Here is a 16,599-nt window from a genome sequence, read left to right as displayed (position 1 = left end):
TCCTTTCTTTTGTATATGATAGAATAAGAATGTGGAGAAAACCGTTGAATCAAGGCACTCCAATCCCCGTTACTCGATGTAGGGAGTTGGTTGCAGGAAACGTTGCAACCGTAAAACATCGAGCGTACATCCGTCTGTTGTGCGTGGAAGTCAAGTACTGCCTACAGACATGCCGAGCCACTCGGTAGCGATATAGGCATGACCTATGTCGTTGGGTAGTCGTCAACCTGCCCCTGATGCAACCCCAAGTCAAGGAAGGAGGACGAAGTCCGTTCGCACTTCTGGGGAGTTGCAAGCCCCCGCTTCAAGCGTTAGCTAAGTGGGGGTAGTTGACAGCTCTTCCTCCTGTATGCAAAAATCACTTATTTTATTTGACAAAATGAAAGTAGTTTCCTTCTTCTACGGTAATTTGTTTTTCTTTCACATTGACAGATGTTAGTTTCACAAGGGAAACATATTCATCAACGAGTCTCTCTTCCGCTTCCTCGGATTCGACAAGCACACCAATACCGACAACATGTGCTCGGAACTCTGCTAACAAACTAATCATGCCATTGATCGTTCCGCCCGCTTTCATAAAATCGTCAACGATTAGAACGTTAGCTCCCTCCGTTAAACTACGCTTAGATAAAACCATTGTTTGAATGCGTTTGGATGAACCGGACACGTAGTTGATGCTCACCATCGATCCTTCCGTCACTTTGCTGTCGCGGCGAATAATTACAACGGGTACGTTTAAAAAGCTCGCCACAGCGTAAGCTAACGGAATTCCTTTTGTAGCAACTGTCACAACAAAATCAATGTTTTCGTGTGCAAATGCCGAGGCGTATAAACGGCCAATTTGGTTAACGATGCGCGTATCGCCAAGTAAATCTGTCATATATAAATAACCACCAGGGAGAAGCCGATCTGGATCAGCTAAACTTGTACATAATTGTTGAATAAATTGTTTTGCTTCTCCCTCTGAAATTTTCGGTACATATTGTACTCCGCCTGCTGCGCCAGGAAGCGTGCGCAACAAACCGATTCCTTGTTGTTCAAACGTTTGCTTAATAATAGCTAAATCTTCACTAATAGACGATTTGGCTGAACCGTATCGCTCCGCAAAAAAGGTGAGTGGTACGAGTTGATGTGGATGATAAAGCAAATAATGCGTCATATCCACGAGTCGGCTGCTTCGCCTTAATTTCATATAATAACCTCCTCATTGTTCATGTCTTTCTCCAATTAATCGAACGGCATAAACGTGCTCGCAAAAACCGCGCAAACCATTATATACCCGTTGTAAACGTGAATCGTGTTGAACGAGGCCAAATACAGTCGGTCCGCTTCCGCTCATTAGTGAGACATCCGCCCCGAAGCGTTTCATCTGCTCTTTAATTTGGGCTACTTCAGGATGCATGTTTAACGTTACACTTTCTAGCACATTGCCAGCGAGTGCACAAATTTTTTCATAGTTTTTCTCTTTAATCGCAGCAACCATTCCGTCTACATCCGGATGATTCACAGATTGTAGTTGTAAATTTCGGTACACCTCTGCCGTCGATACACCGATCGTTGGCTTCGCTAAAATGACCCAACTTGGTGGAGGAGCAGGGATATGTTCGATTTTTTCCCCTCTTCCTGTGGCAACCGCTGTTCCTCCATATACACAAAACGGAACGTCCGAGCCAATCTCCGCTCCAATTTCAGCAAGTTCGTCTAAACTCAACCCTAACCCCCACAGCTTATTTAATCCTCGCAACGTTGCAGCTGCATCACTGCTTCCACCTGCAAGCCCTGCTGCAACAGGAATATGTTTCGTAATTGCGATAGCCACCCCACGTCGTATTCTAAACTTTTCCTTTAGTAATTTAGCTGCTTGATACGCCAAGTTTCTCTCATCATCTGGCACGAAGCGATTGTGAGAAATAATTTGAATCGTATCACAATATAAATCGGTCAACTCCACACGATCAGCTAAATCAATCGTTGTCATCACCATTTTGACTTCATGGTAGCCATCTGGACGTTTATGTAATACGTCGAGAGATAAATTAATTTTCGCTGGCGCTTTGACTAACAACCTCAATCTGTTCACCTACTTTTCCGACTTCAAACTCCTATCGACATTTTACCACAAAAAATAGTGAACAAATACGTACCTTTTCAATGGCCACAAAAAAAGAGACCACCGATATTGGTCGCCTCCTTAGCCGTCATGAATGTGAGCTGCTCATCGCTACTTGTTCGTCATCTAAAAATGTAAGTTGTACTGTTTCCGTCAACACGTCTGCATAACTATATGATACACGTTCAAAAGCGTTTTCTTCTTGATCAAGTTCAACAACAAATACGGACGGATATGTTTGAGCCAACACGCCGCAACGCTCGATTGTCTTTCGACGCCCACCGTTCGCTTTTAACGTCAATCTTTTACCGAGATTCGAATCCAACACTTTTTTAATTTCCGACAATGTTTTTCCCATCGTATCCACCTCACTATTACATAGTATAACAAATGAAAAAAGATAAGTCAAAAATTAAGAATTATATCAACAAAAAATATTAAATGTCAATACTTTTGTTTTTATTATGAACAAATAAAGAAAAAACTATGTACAAAAAGTGTTAAAAAACAAAACTTGTCTTTTTACCACTACGGTAAAAAGACAAGAGGATTTTATTTATGCTTGTTCAGTAATCGTCCGAAACGGCATTCCGGTTCGCAAAACACCGCGCGTCTCAACACCGCCAAGCCCCTTTTCCCCTGTCAATGTATTTCTTAATACGTCCCATACGTTAATGCGGTCCATAAAAGGAGTGAAACTAACGCGTGAGACAATATATACAGGATCAAGCGCATGAATATTGACGCGTGCAGGAGAGCTTGCGAAGTTCGCACCTGCTCGAATAAGCGATTCAAAATGAGATTGACACGCCCCAGCAAAAATAACAAGTTGATCAAGGTTCGGGATTTTTTTTCGCGCTTGTCTCACCGTTTGTACAAAATGCTTGGAATGGCGATACGCTTTCAAATCATCAACCGCTCCTTTTGATTTTGAATAAGCATCGTGCCCAGTTACAACTAAAATATCTGGACGCACTTGCTCCAGCAGCGGAATAATGCGATCGGGCATATCTATTTCATTACAATGCACACCATATACCGGTACCCCAATTCTTTCGTACAGCTGCATACATTTTCTTAAATAAAGCGGATCTCCATCGATATGAAGCACTCGTCCCGGCAGTTGAAAAAAGTCCATTTTCACGTCGTACCCGCCTGTCGCCTCATATTCACTTTTTTCCCGCAACAGTCGATAATCTTGTCGCAATAACTTATAGCATTGCTCAATATGTTCTTTTTCTTTTTCTTTTCGTTTCTTTTTTTCTCGTTCATCAATGATGACTAAATCAGAAAAAGGAGCATCTGCTATTAGTCGAACATCTTCTCCATACAAGATCGCTTCTTTCTCCTCATCGTTTTCTTTTATATCGATGACCCGAAACAAAATATCACATTCATATGATTTCCGTGCAACAATATCTCCAATTTGAATCATACACGCCCGCCCCTTCGCCTGTTTTGTTTGTAACATATGCATAAACAGCGCAGAGCGTGTAAAAAAAGAGGCTTTAAGCCTCTTGACGAAACATGTCATATAGTTGCTCGCTCAATGTAGCGAACTCAGCGATTGTAAGCGTTTCCCCCCTGCGCTTCGGATCGATATGGGCGTTGTGAAGCGCTTGTTCGATTTGCTCTTTTTTCTCTTTACCATTTGGCAACTGGCTCATTAAATTATTCAAAATCGTCTTGCGCCGTTGTCCAAAGCTTGCACGAACAACAGTAAAGAAAAACTGTTCATCCGAAACATGAACAGCCGGTTGTTCTCGTCTCAATAAACGAATGACCGCAGAGTCTACATTCGGTTTTGGCATGAATACTGTTCTTGGCACATGCATAACTGTTTCAGCATGCGTATAATATTGAACAGCAATTGTTAACGACCCGTAGTCTTTCGTACCCGGCTTTGCAGCCATTCGCTCTGCTACCTCTTTTTGTAACATCACAACCATCCCACGAATAGGGAGACGATCTGTCAATAACTTCATAATAATTGGTGTTGTCACGTAATACGGTAAATTAGCAACGACCATAATATCATCAACATCTGCCAACTGTTCCGCTATCACTTTCTCCACATTTGCTTTTAAAATATCTTGATGAATAATCGATACGTTTCCGTATGGGGAAAGCGTTTCATCGAGAATCGGTAAAAGCCGTTGGTCGATTTCGAACGCTACCACTTTTTTCGCACGTCGCGCTAATTGCTCCGTAAGCGCCCCGATTCCCGGTCCAATTTCAATGACACCCGTTTGCTCAGACAGTTCAGCAAAATCAACAATACGATGTAAAACATTTGGTTCAATTAAAAAGTTTTGTCCAAGACTTTTTTTAAAAGAAAAGCCGTATTTCGTCAAAATTTCTTTTGTGCGTGTCGGTGTAGCAATATCTTTATACATGTCGTTCCTCCCGCATGACTTCCTTCATCGCTTCTGTAAATTGCTCCTTCGAAATTTGGAACATTTGCAACCGTTTATGCAGTTGTTTCCCGTTTGTATATCCGATTTTTAATAATTTCCCTAACTTCTCACGGCGAGCGCTTGCTAGCGGTCCACCAATTAATCCAACATCAACAAGATGTTGGAATGAAATTTCTTCTTTCGTATCAATCATTTCTTCGTATACGCTTAAAAGCGCGGTGCGAATCGCTTCAACGGACGCATGTTCAACACCGAGACCTTTCCCGTGTTTTCCTCGCGCTTCCTCGCGCGTTAAAAATGCGTGCTTACATCCCGGTACACGCTCGGCAATGGTTTTACGAATTTTTTCCCCTGGATAATCAGGATCAGTGAAAATGATAACCCCACGCTGTTGTTGAGCTAAGCGAATGCGCTCAATCGTTTCATCGTTAATGGCTGCCCCATTCGTTTCAATTGTATCTGCATCAACTGCGCGACGAATGGCTACTGTATCATCGCGCCCTTCGACAACGATAATTTCTTTAATTTTCATAATAACCTCCATCTCTCAACTATTCTTCACTCATTATAACGAAAAAACAGAGGATCTCGAAATCCTCTGTAGCTATTTTATAATTTTAATTTTTACGCGTTTCTTCCCCCATCGATACGCCGTCGACTTATCTGGAAAAAATACATCAATTTTATATCCTTTTACATTGGCTCCTGTATCAGCCGCAACAGCATAACCATATCCTTCAACGTATACTCTCGTCCCAAGCGGAATAACACGCGGATCGACCGCAATAACTTTCGCATTCGGATTAGCACGCAGATTGACACCCGTTGCAGTCGTTCCTGAACATCCTCCACAATACGCCGTATACGCTGTAGCTATAACATAAAGCTCTTGGGCTACCTCGTCGCTGCCACGAGAAGCTAGTGTCGGTTGGGCAACTTTTGTACCAACAGCAACGATACGGTTTTTGCTCGGTTTAATCGTTTCTGTCTTTATCAGTTTACGCGACACTTCTTTTCCGTTTTCTAAAATGACTTCATATTGCTTAGCAACAATCCCTTTTTCCCCTTCGCTAATTACCTTTTGTTTCCCTTTTTCTAATTGTGCATCTTTCTTCTGAACAACGACGAAATTTACTGGTTCTTCCACTACATCGGTGACTTTTTCAACTCGAACAATGTTTATTTTTGTGTTTGGTTGAATCTTTTCATTCAATGTTGGTTGAACGCGATCCAGTTCCCGTAATGTAATATGTTGTTTAGCTAAAAAGTCAGCGACCGTAGTCGAAGTAGACCAAACTTGTTGCTGTTTGCCGCCGTCATTTAATGTGATTGGAAATGCCTTACTTATCACAATTTTCATATTTTCTTTCACTACTTCGTCAACGTTTGGCGATACTTGATCGTGCTCACGAAGCTCGATTTGTTGAATATGCAATACATCCTTGACAGTTTTAGCCGTCGTCCTTAACTTCTTTTCTACCCCATCAACAATGAGTACAATCGGCTTACTCGCTTCCCACTTAACAGTTAAATGATTAACAATTTTTGTTTGCGGTGAGGGAGAAATAAAATCTTCTTCTTTTAGCTTAATGTTTTGTTCTTTTAATAACTCAGCGACTGTATTGGCATGGGTACGTACTTTTTGCTCTTTTCCGTTCGTATATAACGTAACCGTTTCTTTTGTCCATTCATAGCTAGCATATCCTGTCATTCCTGATAATACCAGAAATCCTCCTGTAGCTAGCGCAATTTTTTTCTTTGATGTTGATTGCAATAATTTTTTTACATACGTAATCAAAATAAAAACGCCTCCTTTTCCGATAGATAACCGTGACGACGCCTCCCTTTCTATGAAGCTTATTATCTATTATTCAAAATATTCGATCAAAAGGGAAGGAAGACTTGTCGACAAACACATTGTATGCTTGCAAAAAAAGTTGTAGAACGCACGCGTCCCATCTTTTTTTTAGACAAGCCTTCCTAACAATCGACACGTTTTTCTATCAAATGATGCCGAATAATCGCTTTGCATTGTCGGACGTTTTTTGTGCCACTTCGTCAAAAGACACCCCTTTTAACTCAGCAATCGCTTCGGCAACATACTTTACATAGCTCGGCTCGTTTCTTTTTCCACGAAACGGATGTGGCGTTAAGTACGGACAGTCCGTTTCAATAAGCAGCCGATCGAGCGGAATTTCTTTTGCCACTTCTTTCGGTTTTTTTGCATTTTTAAACGTCACGGGACCGCCAAATGAAATATAAAAATTCATATCGATGCATTGATGCGCCACTTCTACACTACCAGTAAAACAATGCATCACGCCACCGACTTCTGCCGCTTGCTCCTCCCGTAAAATATGAACAATGTCAGCTGTCGCATCGCGATTATGTATAATAATCGGCAACTTCACTTTTTTAGCTAAACGAATTTGCTTTCGAAATACTTCTTTTTGTACTTCTTTCGGCGACTGATCCCAATAATAATCAAGCCCCATCTCACCGAGCGCCACCACTTTCGGATGCGCTGCTAGCTGCTCAATCATCATAAGATCGTCATCAGTCATATGAATCGCATCAACAGGATGCCATCCGACAGCTGCGTAAATAAAGGAATATTGATCAGCTAACTCCATTGCTCGCTCGATAGTTGGACGATCAAATCCGACAACAACAATATGTGACACACCTTCTGCACGTGCTCGTTCGATAACTTGTTCAACATCTTCGTTAAATTGTGTAGCATTTAAATGTGCATGTGTATCAAATAACATATAACCCCTCTTTTCTTCCGATGTTCAGTTTACCACACAATCTCGTTACATAAATCACAACGATATAACAATTACATTACAAAATAGAAACAAAGAGGTGTTTTTCACAACACCTCTTTACTTCACTTTTGCCCCGTTTGGAAGCGATTCGTCAACTGTCGCCAACGACAATACCCCGTCTTTTTCTCCTGTTAAAATCATGCCTTGCGATAATTCCCCACGAAGCTTGACGGGCTTTAAGTTGGTCACACAAATAACTTTTTTCCCGATTAAATCTTCCGGTTTGTAATATTTCGCAATACCTGATACAACTTGTCGCTTCTCATAACCTAAATCAAGTTGCAGCTTAAGCAGGCGATCCGCTTTCGGAATCGGTTCAGCGTGAATCACTTGTGCAACGCGCAAGTCTACTTTCATAAAATCATCGATCGTAATTTCTTCGCTTTGTTCTTGTTTTTCCTCTTTATTGACTGTTGTTCCCTTCATTTGCGTTTGAATATATTGCACTTCTTCTTGTACGTCTAGCCGTGGGAAAAGCGGCGTTCCCTTCTCAACTGTTCGTTCTTGTTGCGAAGCACCGAACGTTTGCAAACTATCCCAGCTCATCAACTGTTCATCTTGAATGCCAAGCTGCGCGAACATTCGTTTAGGCGTTTCTGTTAAAAATGGCTGCAATAAAACGGCTACATAACGAAGACACTCTGCTAAATGCGACATAACAGAAGCCAACTGATCACGCAACGTTTCATCTTTTGCCAACACCCACGGTTGCGTTTCATCAATATATTTGTTCGTGCGACTAATGAGTTGCCAAATCGTTGTTAAAGCGTGAGAAAATTGCATATGTTCCATCGCTTCCTCGTATTGTTTTACCGTATCATACGTTGTTTGCACAAGCTGTTCATCAAACGGTGTGTGCGTACCGCTGTATACTGGGATACGTCCACCAAAATATTTCTCAATCATCGCTACAGTTCGATTAAGCAAGTTACCTAAATCGTTTGCTAAGTCGTAGTTTATACGCTCAACAAAACCTTCCGGCGTAAATACACCATCTGAGCCAAACGGCACTTCACGAAGCAAATAATAACGCAATGCATCGAGACCGTAACGATCGATTAACGTCACCGGATCAACGACGTTTCCTTTTGATTTCGACATTTTTCCATCTTTCATAAGCAACCAGCCGTGCGCAAACACTTTTTTCGGAAGTGGAAGATCTAGAGCCATCAACATAATTGGCCAATAAATCGTATGGAAACGAACAATTTCTTTTCCAACAAGGTGGACGTCCGCTGGCCAATACGTTTTATATTTTTCGTCATTTTCTGTTCCATATCCTAACGCCGTAATATAGTTCGACAGCGCATCGATCCATACGTAAATGATGTGCTTCGGGTCTCCCGGAACACGAATACCCCAATCAAATGTCGTTCGCGATACCGCTAAATCTTCTAAACCTGGCTTGATAAAGTTGTTAATCATTTCATTTTTACGCGATTCTGGCTGGATAAATTGCGGATTTTCTTCATAAAACGCTAATAACCGATCAACATATTTGCTCATGCGGAAAAAATATGATTGCTCTTTTACTTTTTCGACAGGACGCCCGCAATCTGGACAATTTCCATCAACTAATTGTCTTTCCGTATAAAACGACTCACATGGAGTACAGTACCATCCTTCGTACTCGTCTAAATAAATGTCCCCTTGTTCTAAAAGGCGGGCAAAAATTTTCTCAACGACTTGTTTATGGCGCTGTTCCGTTGTACGAATAAAATCGTCGTAAGATATATCAAGCTTTTTCCACAATTCCTTAATTCCGGCCACAATTTCATCGACATATGCTTGTGGAGTAACTCCTTTTTCTTCTGCCTTCCGCTGAATTTTTTGGCCGTGCTCATCCGTTCCAGTCAAGTACATCACATCATAGCCGCGCATTCGTTTATATCTCGCCATTGCATCGCCAGCCACCGTTGTATACGCATGACCGATATGTAATTTATCGCTCGGATAATAAATAGGTGTTGTGATATAAAACGTTTTCTTCGCCACTTGTACCCCTCCTTACTGTACGTTTAGTAGAATCGCTCTCGCCCAAAGGACGAGAGCGATTACATATTTGCATCTATTCCTCTTATCTCACCAAAATATACATAAAAATAGAGAGCGCTGTCAACTACCCGGCATGAGATTGTCGATAAACAATATACTTTTGTCGAAAATATACAAGAAAATTTGTCGAATTTATGTTGAATTTTGTCGAATAATATTTATAATAAGGTTTGTATCGTCTTGAAAAGAAGTTAAAAACTGTTATGCATCTCTTGTCAAATCATTTGGATTTTGTCATTTCAACCATAATTTTGGCGAATTTTATGTGCAACGACATGTAAATCATACATTTTTTTTTATTATTGCATATAAAAGGATTGACGCTTAATGGAAAAGTTGTTATGATAAATCCATAGAGATTTTGTCGAATATTGACGAAAAAAGGATGAACAAAGGAGAGGAGAATAAACATGAAATCAACAGGTATTGTTCGTAAAGTCGATGAGTTAGGTCGCGTTGTTATTCCGATTGAGTTGCGCCGCACGTTAGGCATTGCAGAAAAAGATGCGTTGGAAATTTACGTAGATGATGAGCGCATCATTTTGAAAAAGTATAAGCCAAACATGACTTGTGTAGTAACTGGGGAAGTATCTGACGACAACTTCAAGCTTGCAGACGGAAAAATCATTTTAAGTAAAGAAGGCGCAGAGATGTTATTGCAAGAAATCCAAAACTTGCTTCAACAATCAAAATAAAAAGTTTCTCTAGACTTTTCTAGAGAAACTTTTTTTTTACTTATGATATGCTTCATACACATCCCGCTTCGGCAATTGCCGATCTTTCGCCACTTGTTTAATGGCTTCCTTCGAAGTATATTGCTTTACTTCTATGTAATAGTTTACGTGCTCAACAATCGTTAAATGATCCCACCATACCGATTCATCATTTAATGTGACATGATTCCCTTCTATAAGAAGACAAAACTCCCCGCGAATTTCATGATGTTCTGCCCAATGCATCACCTCTTCGATCGTTCCGCGAATAAATTGTTCAAATCTTTTTGTCAGTTCGCGCGCCACGACCATTTTCCGATTCCCGAATACATGATGCATAATAGCTAGCGTTTCTTGAAGACGATGCGGCGCCTCGTAAAAAATGAGCGTATCTTTTATATGTTTTAGTTGCTCGAGCTCTTTTTTCTTTTCTTTTTTATGACGTGGTAAAAATCCATAAAAATAAAAATGGCTCGTCGGAAGCCCGGATGCTGTCAGTGCCGTCACAGCTGCGTTAGCACCAGGGAGCGGAATGACTTTACAATTAACGTTTAATGCGCCCTTAACAAGTTCATAACCCGGATCAGAAATCGTTGGAGTACCTGCGTCGCTTACTAATGCAACATGTTTTCCTTCTAACAAGGCGGCAATAATTTTTTCACCGCTCGCCTCTTTATTATGTTCGTGATAACTCACAAGCGGTGTGTGAATATCGAAATGGTTAAGCAACTTTTTCGTTTGACGTGTATCTTCAGCAGCAATAAAGTGAACTGTCCGTAACGTGTCGACCGCACGAAATGTCATATCTTGCAAATTTCCGATTGGCGTTGGGACAATGTATAAAACGCCCTTTTCCCCTTCTTCAACAAAGCTTTTTTGTTCGTTCATATAATCTCATTCCCCATATAAAATATATTTTAGTTCACTCGTATATTCCCCATTTTGTTCATACACGATCAGAGGCGGCAATATTTTTAGTCCTTTATTTCCATCTTTTATCCCTTCAATTAAAATGGTGTTCGCCTCTTTTCCCTCTTTTGGATAAATGAATCGTAAACGTTTCGGCTCCAAACGATATTGCCTCATCAATGTAACAATGTCTAACAAACGTTCTGGACGGTGAACAAAAGCTGCTTTACCACCTTGCTTTAACAATTGACTGCTAACGCGAATGACATCTTCTAACGTACAGTAAATTTCATGACGCGCAATGGCAAAATGTTCATTTTTGTTGATTTCTTCTTGGTTTGGTGTTGGAAAATAAGGCGGATTGCACGTTACAACATCAAATTTACTATATCCGAGACAAGCAGGCATATCTTTAATATCACCGTGAATCATTTCAATTTGCCCTTCTAGTCCGTTATATTGCACACTTCGTTTCGCCATATCATAAATCTTTTCTTGAATTTCGACACCAATAATTTTTCCTTTCGTCCGTTTACTTAACAACAGCGGAATCACTCCGTTGCCTGTACATAAATCAACTAAATTTCCTTTTTGAATCGGAACGTATACAAAATTCGCTAACAATACAGCATCTAATGAAAAAGCAAACACGGATGGACTTTGGATAATTTTCATATCTTCTGCTAGTAAGTAGTCCAGTCGTTCATCTTCACGCAACATGTAAACTCCCTCTTTCTACAACAAAATAGCCTTCCAGACCATTTGTCAGAAAGGCTATTTTTTATTTAAAAATGACAAGCAAAACAAACAATCTCCATCGGTCCGTAAACTTCCGTAATGTACGTTGCAAATATGAAATCCCTCTTGATACAAGCGAGCTAAATTATCATACCCTTCGCCTATATCGACTAACTTCGCTTTCGTTTGTTTTTTTCCTTGCTCTACTTTGTTTTCAGACAGCTGTTCGAGCCGTCTACGCAAATGGTCATTTTCCACTTGAAGCCGATGATTTTCTTCAATTAACTCCCCGAGATAATTTTTCAATTCCCCGAGCTGTTTATATAAATGGGCAATTTGTTCCTCGATGCTTGTTACAGATTGAAAAATCTCTTTTTTATTCACGCGCCATCCACCCCATCACTCTGTGGCTTGAGTAGGAAGAACTTTTTCTTTTATTAATTCATCAATCGTATACTCAACTACCCGATCTTTTTCCACTAACTCCACTTGTAACACTCGTTCTAAAATGTTCAAACCAACAACTTTCCCTAGTCCAAGAGGCGTTTCGATCATTTCCCCTAAGTCCGGCAATTGTTCTTTTGCTGTTTCGTATTCATCGTTTTCATATTTTAAGCAGCACATTAATCGACCGCATAGTCCCGATATTTTTGTCGGGTTTAACGATAAGTTTTGATCTTTCGCCATTTTAATCGATACCGGATCGAAGTCGCCTAAAAACGTCGAACAACAAAGCATGCGTCCGCACGGTCCGATACCACCTAACATTTTTGCTTCATCACGTACACCAATTTGTCTCAACTCAATTCTTGTGCGAAAAATAGCTGCTAAATCTTTAACAAGCTCGCGAAAATCGACTCGTCCATCAGCAGTAAAATAAAAAATGATCTTATTGCGATCAAACGTGTATTCAACATCGACGAGCTTCATTTCCAAACCGTGCTCTTCCACTTTTTTTAAACAAATATCGTACGCTTCTTCCGCTGCCTGTTTATTTTCCTCTACGACGAGTTTATCTTTTTGATCGGCCATACGAATAACTTTTTTCAACGGTAACACAATATCTTTTTCGTCCACTTGTTTTTTCGCAACAACAACTTTTCCAAATTCAATCCCGCCAACCGTTTCAACAATAACATAGTCACCATTTGAAATCGGCAAATCGCCAGGATCAAAGTAATAAATTTTTCCCGCCTTTTTAAAACGAACGCCTACAACTTCATACAAATGCAGATCCCTCCCGCAACTGCAATACTAGCTGTTCCATTAAAAGCTGCGGATTCATATTCGTATGCAACCGCGCTTTTGCTTGTAAAATTACCTTCATGTGCTGAGCAATTTGCTTTTCAGAATAAAGAAAACGGGACCGTTGAAATTGCTCCATGCAATCACCATATGCAATATGCTGTTCTTCCCCTAGCAACACATATAATAAATCATTATATAAATATAATAATAAATCTAAACCAATATGCATTTGCTCTTTGTTCGCAAAATGGCTAAGCCAATGTTGTTGAATAACGAGCAAAGCTTGTACATACTCACTATTTAACGCTTCATATAATTGTATCACTATTTTTCGTGCTTGTGCAAACCAATCATCTTGACTTAGTCGAAGAGCTTCTTCCACATTGTTCGTTACCCTTGCAGCTAATATAGCCAACTGTCGTGGCACACCATGTTCTTGTAAGTATGCACATATCCGTTCGGTTGGAAGTGGATGGAAGGATAAAATTTGACAACGCGAAACGATCGTTGGGAGTATGCGATGAAATTGTTCAGTTAATAAAATGGCCACCGTCTTTTCCGATGGTTCCTCTAAAAATTTTAATAAGCTATTGGCAGCTTGAACGGTCATTTGATCAGCATGCTCAATAATATATAGTTTTCGATTCGATTCAACCGCTGTTTTTGTGAACTCCTCTTGCAACTGCTCAATTTGTTGTTTTTTTATGGAGTTTCCATCAGGGGTAACGAAGTGAACGTCTGGATGATTGCCAGATTGAATCCGTCGGCAGTTGACGCACGTTTCACAAGGCTCCTTATACAAATTTGTTAAACAAAACAAACGTTTAGCAAATAAAAGAGCTGCTTCTTTCTTTCCTGTCCCTTTTTGCCCCTCGAACAAGTATGCATGAGCAATTCTTCCTTTTCTCATGCTGTTGGAAATCATTTTTGCCACATGTGGTTGATTTATTTCAAGTATTTCCCATGACATAACGATCCACTCACTTTCTTAAAAAAGGCTCAATAAGCGCCTGTACATCTTCAAACACTTTTGCAATTGGTTGAGCAGCATCCACTTTTTTTATACGTTTTGGAAAGCGGTCAAGTAACATCATGTACCCATTACGTACCCGTTCATGAAATGCGATTTCTTCTAAATCAAGTCGATTGACTTCTCGCAAGTCATTTTCACGAATGCGCGCTAATCCAAGCGTTGGATCAATATCAAAATAAATCGTTAATGTTGGCATCCAGCCTTCAATGGCAAACGTATTAATCGCTAATATTTCATCTATTCCTAGCCCGCGCGCTACACCTTGATAAGCAAGAGAGCTGTCAATAAAGCGATCACAAAGCACAACTTTGCCATTTTTTAATGCAGGAATCACTTTTTCGACTAAATGTTGCCGTCTTGCCGCAGCGTAAAGCAAAGCTTCTGTTCTTGCATCCATTCGTTCATTACTTGGATGCAAAATGACGGACCGAATTTGTTCGGCAATATCGATTCCACCCGGTTCACGGGTCGCAATCACATCTACATGTTGTTCCGTTAAATAGTTAGCAAGCATGTGAACAATCGTCGTTTTCCCTGCCCCTTCAGGACCTTCAAATGAAAAAAATAAGTAGCTCATCTTAATCCTCCTTGAACACTTCGATGTAATCTCCATCTATATCTGTTTGAAAATAGGCTCCCATTTGCTTCAAATGTCGAATAAGCGTAATATGTTGCTTTGTCACAATTTCCCCAGTCAGTAAAATAGGAATGCCTGGTGGATAAGGAACGACCATTTGAGCACAAACGTATCCTACCGCATCATGAAGCAATACTTTTCTTGTCTGACGCCCTTTCGTCCATTCATAACTTACCGCTTGACAGTGCTTCGGTAAATGAAATTGTACTCGTTCATTTTGCCGTTCACTCGGAATACATTGCAACGCACGTTTTATGCGCCATGTAATCGTTTGAAGTTGGCTGATTGTCGCAAGTGGATAAACGAGCAACACATTATATGGATCAGCCATTTCTGTAAATATTCCGTTTTTTTCTAATAATCGTTGCAGCTCATAACCTGAGTATGCACTACGTGTTTGTAACGTAATCTTCAACAAGTCCGTTTGAATGAACGGGTTTTGTGATTCAACAACTTCAATCGCCTCAATAGTTTGCAGTTCACGTTTAAATAACTGAATTTGTTCGCTCATTTCATGAATGCTTTCACGCGTTTGTTGCGCTAAATAAGCACGAGCCAAGTCAAGTGAAGCCATAATTGGATAAGATGGACTACTCGTTTGAAACACTTGTAAAAAGTATTTCAACATACGTTCGTCTATGAACTCACTATTAAAGTGTAGAAACGATCCCATTGTCATCGCTGGTAGCGTTTTATGGGCCGACTGCACGACAATATCTGCCCCACATGCGACAGCTGACTTTGGAAAAGGTTCCCCTAAAACAAAATGAGCCCCGTGTGCTTCATCAACTAAAACTGGAATGCGATAAGAGTGAGCCAATTGAATAACTGTCGTTAAATCAATAGTCATACCATAATAGTTTGGATTTGTCAAAACGATTGCTGCTGCATCTGGATGTTCACTTAATGCGTTTGAAATCGTTTCAAAAGGTACAAAAGACATTACTTGAACATCTTCATCAAATTCCGGGGAAATAAAAATAGGTGTTGCTCCGACGAGATGTAACGCATGTAAAATTGATTTATGACAATTGCGTTGCACAATCACTTTTTTATTTTGTACACATGCTGCCGCAATCATTGCCAAGTTGCCAGCGGTAGAACCGTTCACTAAAAAATATGTATGTTTTGCACCATACAACTTTGCAGCTAATTGTTGTGCTTGTTCAATCGCCCCAGTTGGATGATGTAAGTCGTCTAGATGGGAAAGCTCTGTTACATCTAAATGTAACAATGATGAAAAGGAAGAGAGAGCCTCCTCGTAAAAAACAGCTCCGTATTTATGTCCTGGCACATGAAAAGAGATTGGTTGTTTAGAGGCATGTTCACATAAAAGCGTATATAGAGGTGTCTTCGTCTGATCCATCTTTCTTCGCATCCTCACAAGTTTAATTTATATATCTATATATTAAAATAAAACAGGCCCTAATCATAGTAGGGGCCTTTCGTTATGAATATATTTTATTCTCTCTAATTTTTCTTAGACGATCGACATAAAATTTGTATTTCTCCTCATTTGCTTCTGTTTGAACGAGATCGTTGTGACAATCCATACATATGAAATGATGAAAAACATGCATTCCTTTTTTATTTTGCTCATCACATATAATACAAGCTTTTTGATAAGACATTTATTCTCCACCTCCCGCTAACAGTTTTCCCAGTTTCATATAACAATATACTCAGAAAAAAGCATTTGGTGCGGGAGTAAAAAAAGACCAAGACAAATTTAGTCTTGGTCTTTCCTTGCCCGGCAACGTCCTACTCTCGCAGGCGGTGTCCCGCCAACTACCATCGGCGCTGGAGAGCTTAACTTCCGTGTTCGGGATGGGAACGGGTGTGACCTCTCCGCCATCGTCACCGAGCAATCATATAGAAGGATGATTCCTTCAAAACTAGATAACAGGT

At 40.2% G+C, this 16,599-nt stretch carries 18 protein-coding genes and 1 rRNA gene; 1 reads left to right on the top strand and 18 read right to left on the bottom strand.

What is annotated here, in order from left to right:
* Positions 1-367: 367 nt before the first annotated feature.
* From purR to metG, 9 genes are all read right to left on the bottom strand, one after another.
* The gene (gene purR / locus BM213_RS11420) at positions 368-1,192 is read right to left on the bottom strand and encodes a pur operon repressor (protein ID WP_091704238.1); all 825 of its coding nucleotides are present in this window, start codon (positions 1,190-1,192) and stop codon (positions 368-370) included.
* A 12-nt stretch (positions 1,193-1,204) separates the two neighbouring features.
* Positions 1,205-2,071: a 4-(cytidine 5'-diphospho)-2-C-methyl-D-erythritol kinase gene (gene ispE / locus BM213_RS11415; RefSeq protein WP_091704236.1), complete on the bottom strand. Its 867-nt coding sequence runs from the start codon at positions 2,069-2,071 to the stop codon at positions 1,205-1,207.
* A gap of 127 nt (positions 2,072-2,198) precedes the next feature.
* Positions 2,199-2,468 carry a biofilm formation stimulator Veg gene (veg, locus tag BM213_RS11410; RefSeq protein WP_004888526.1) on the bottom strand — a complete coding sequence of 90 codons (270 nt, stop codon included), beginning with the start codon at positions 2,466-2,468 and terminating at the stop codon, positions 2,199-2,201.
* A 198-nt stretch (positions 2,469-2,666) separates the two neighbouring features.
* A complete protein-coding gene (yabG, locus tag BM213_RS11405) occupies positions 2,667-3,545 on the bottom strand; it encodes a sporulation peptidase YabG (protein WP_091704234.1) in 879 nt (292 codons plus the stop codon).
* Between the two features lie 73 nt (positions 3,546-3,618).
* Complete coding sequence (rsmA, locus tag BM213_RS11400; RefSeq protein WP_003398203.1) at positions 3,619-4,506, bottom strand: 16S rRNA (adenine(1518)-N(6)/adenine(1519)-N(6))-dimethyltransferase RsmA; 888 nt, start codon at positions 4,504-4,506, stop codon at positions 3,619-3,621.
* Positions 4,499-5,071, bottom strand: a complete 573-nt coding sequence (rnmV, locus tag BM213_RS11395; protein ID WP_091704231.1) for a ribonuclease M5 — start codon at positions 5,069-5,071, stop codon at positions 4,499-4,501. The genes rsmA and rnmV overlap by 8 nt, the downstream gene beginning before the upstream one ends.
* 60 nt (positions 5,072-5,131) lie before the next feature.
* Positions 5,132-6,325 (bottom strand): G5 and 3D domain-containing protein, encoded by a 1,194-nt coding sequence (locus BM213_RS11390; protein ID WP_091704229.1) that lies wholly within the window; start codon positions 6,323-6,325, stop codon positions 5,132-5,134.
* Between the two features lie 205 nt (positions 6,326-6,530).
* Positions 6,531-7,298, bottom strand: coding sequence for a TatD family hydrolase (locus BM213_RS11385; RefSeq protein WP_091704226.1), 768 nt, complete (start codon positions 7,296-7,298; stop codon positions 6,531-6,533).
* Between the two features lie 117 nt (positions 7,299-7,415).
* Entirely contained in the window at positions 7,416-9,353 is a 1,938-nt protein-coding gene (gene metG / locus BM213_RS11380) for a methionine--tRNA ligase (protein WP_091704224.1), read from the bottom strand.
* A 464-nt stretch (positions 9,354-9,817) separates the two neighbouring features.
* Here metG and BM213_RS11375 point away from each other — a divergent pair, with 464 nt between their 5' ends.
* Positions 9,818-10,108 (top strand): AbrB/MazE/SpoVT family DNA-binding domain-containing protein, encoded by a 291-nt coding sequence (locus BM213_RS11375; RefSeq protein ID WP_208601913.1) that lies wholly within the window; start codon positions 9,818-9,820, stop codon positions 10,106-10,108.
* Positions 10,109-10,144: 36 nt separating this feature from the next.
* On the opposite strand, the gene rsmI is transcribed toward BM213_RS11375, so the two are convergent.
* The 9 genes from rsmI to rrf form a co-directional block, all read right to left on the bottom strand.
* Positions 10,145-11,014: a 16S rRNA (cytidine(1402)-2'-O)-methyltransferase gene (gene rsmI, locus BM213_RS11370; protein WP_091704217.1), complete on the bottom strand. Its 870-nt coding sequence runs from the start codon at positions 11,012-11,014 to the stop codon at positions 10,145-10,147.
* A gap of 6 nt (positions 11,015-11,020) precedes the next feature.
* Positions 11,021-11,755: a tRNA1(Val) (adenine(37)-N6)-methyltransferase gene (locus BM213_RS11365; protein ID WP_091704215.1), complete on the bottom strand. Its 735-nt coding sequence runs from the start codon at positions 11,753-11,755 to the stop codon at positions 11,021-11,023.
* Positions 11,756-11,809: 54 nt separating this feature from the next.
* The gene (gene yabA, locus BM213_RS11360; RefSeq protein WP_003398194.1) at positions 11,810-12,157 is read right to left on the bottom strand and encodes a DNA replication initiation control protein YabA; all 348 of its coding nucleotides are present in this window, start codon (positions 12,155-12,157) and stop codon (positions 11,810-11,812) included.
* 15 nt (positions 12,158-12,172) lie between these two features.
* Positions 12,173-13,000 carry a PSP1 domain-containing protein gene (locus tag BM213_RS11355; RefSeq protein ID WP_091704212.1) on the bottom strand — a complete coding sequence of 276 codons (828 nt, stop codon included), beginning with the start codon at positions 12,998-13,000 and terminating at the stop codon, positions 12,173-12,175.
* The gene (gene holB / locus BM213_RS11350; protein ID WP_091704209.1) at positions 12,993-13,991 is read right to left on the bottom strand and encodes a DNA polymerase III subunit delta'; all 999 of its coding nucleotides are present in this window, start codon (positions 13,989-13,991) and stop codon (positions 12,993-12,995) included. Before holB ends, BM213_RS11355 begins: the two co-directional genes overlap by 8 nt.
* A 10-nt stretch (positions 13,992-14,001) precedes the next feature.
* Positions 14,002-14,631 carry a dTMP kinase gene (gene tmk, locus BM213_RS11345; RefSeq protein WP_091704205.1) on the bottom strand — a complete coding sequence of 210 codons (630 nt, stop codon included), beginning with the start codon at positions 14,629-14,631 and terminating at the stop codon, positions 14,002-14,004.
* Position 14,632: 1 nt separating this feature from the next.
* Entirely contained in the window at positions 14,633-16,057 is a 1,425-nt protein-coding gene (locus tag BM213_RS11340; protein WP_091704201.1) for an aminotransferase class I/II-fold pyridoxal phosphate-dependent enzyme, read from the bottom strand.
* 82 nt (positions 16,058-16,139) lie between these two features.
* Entirely contained in the window at positions 16,140-16,322 is a 183-nt protein-coding gene (locus BM213_RS15175) for a sigma factor G inhibitor Gin (protein WP_091704195.1), read from the bottom strand.
* A gap of 117 nt (positions 16,323-16,439) precedes the next feature.
* A 5S ribosomal RNA gene (gene rrf, locus BM213_RS11330) occupies positions 16,440-16,556 on the bottom strand.
* Between the last annotated feature and the right edge of the window lie 43 nt (positions 16,557-16,599).

The sequence above is a fragment of the Anoxybacillus pushchinoensis genome (assembly GCF_900111795.1).
Classification (GTDB): Bacteria; Bacillota; Bacilli; order Bacillales; family Anoxybacillaceae; genus Anoxybacillus; species Anoxybacillus pushchinoensis.
This window is presented reverse-complemented; position numbering and strand designations above follow the sequence as displayed.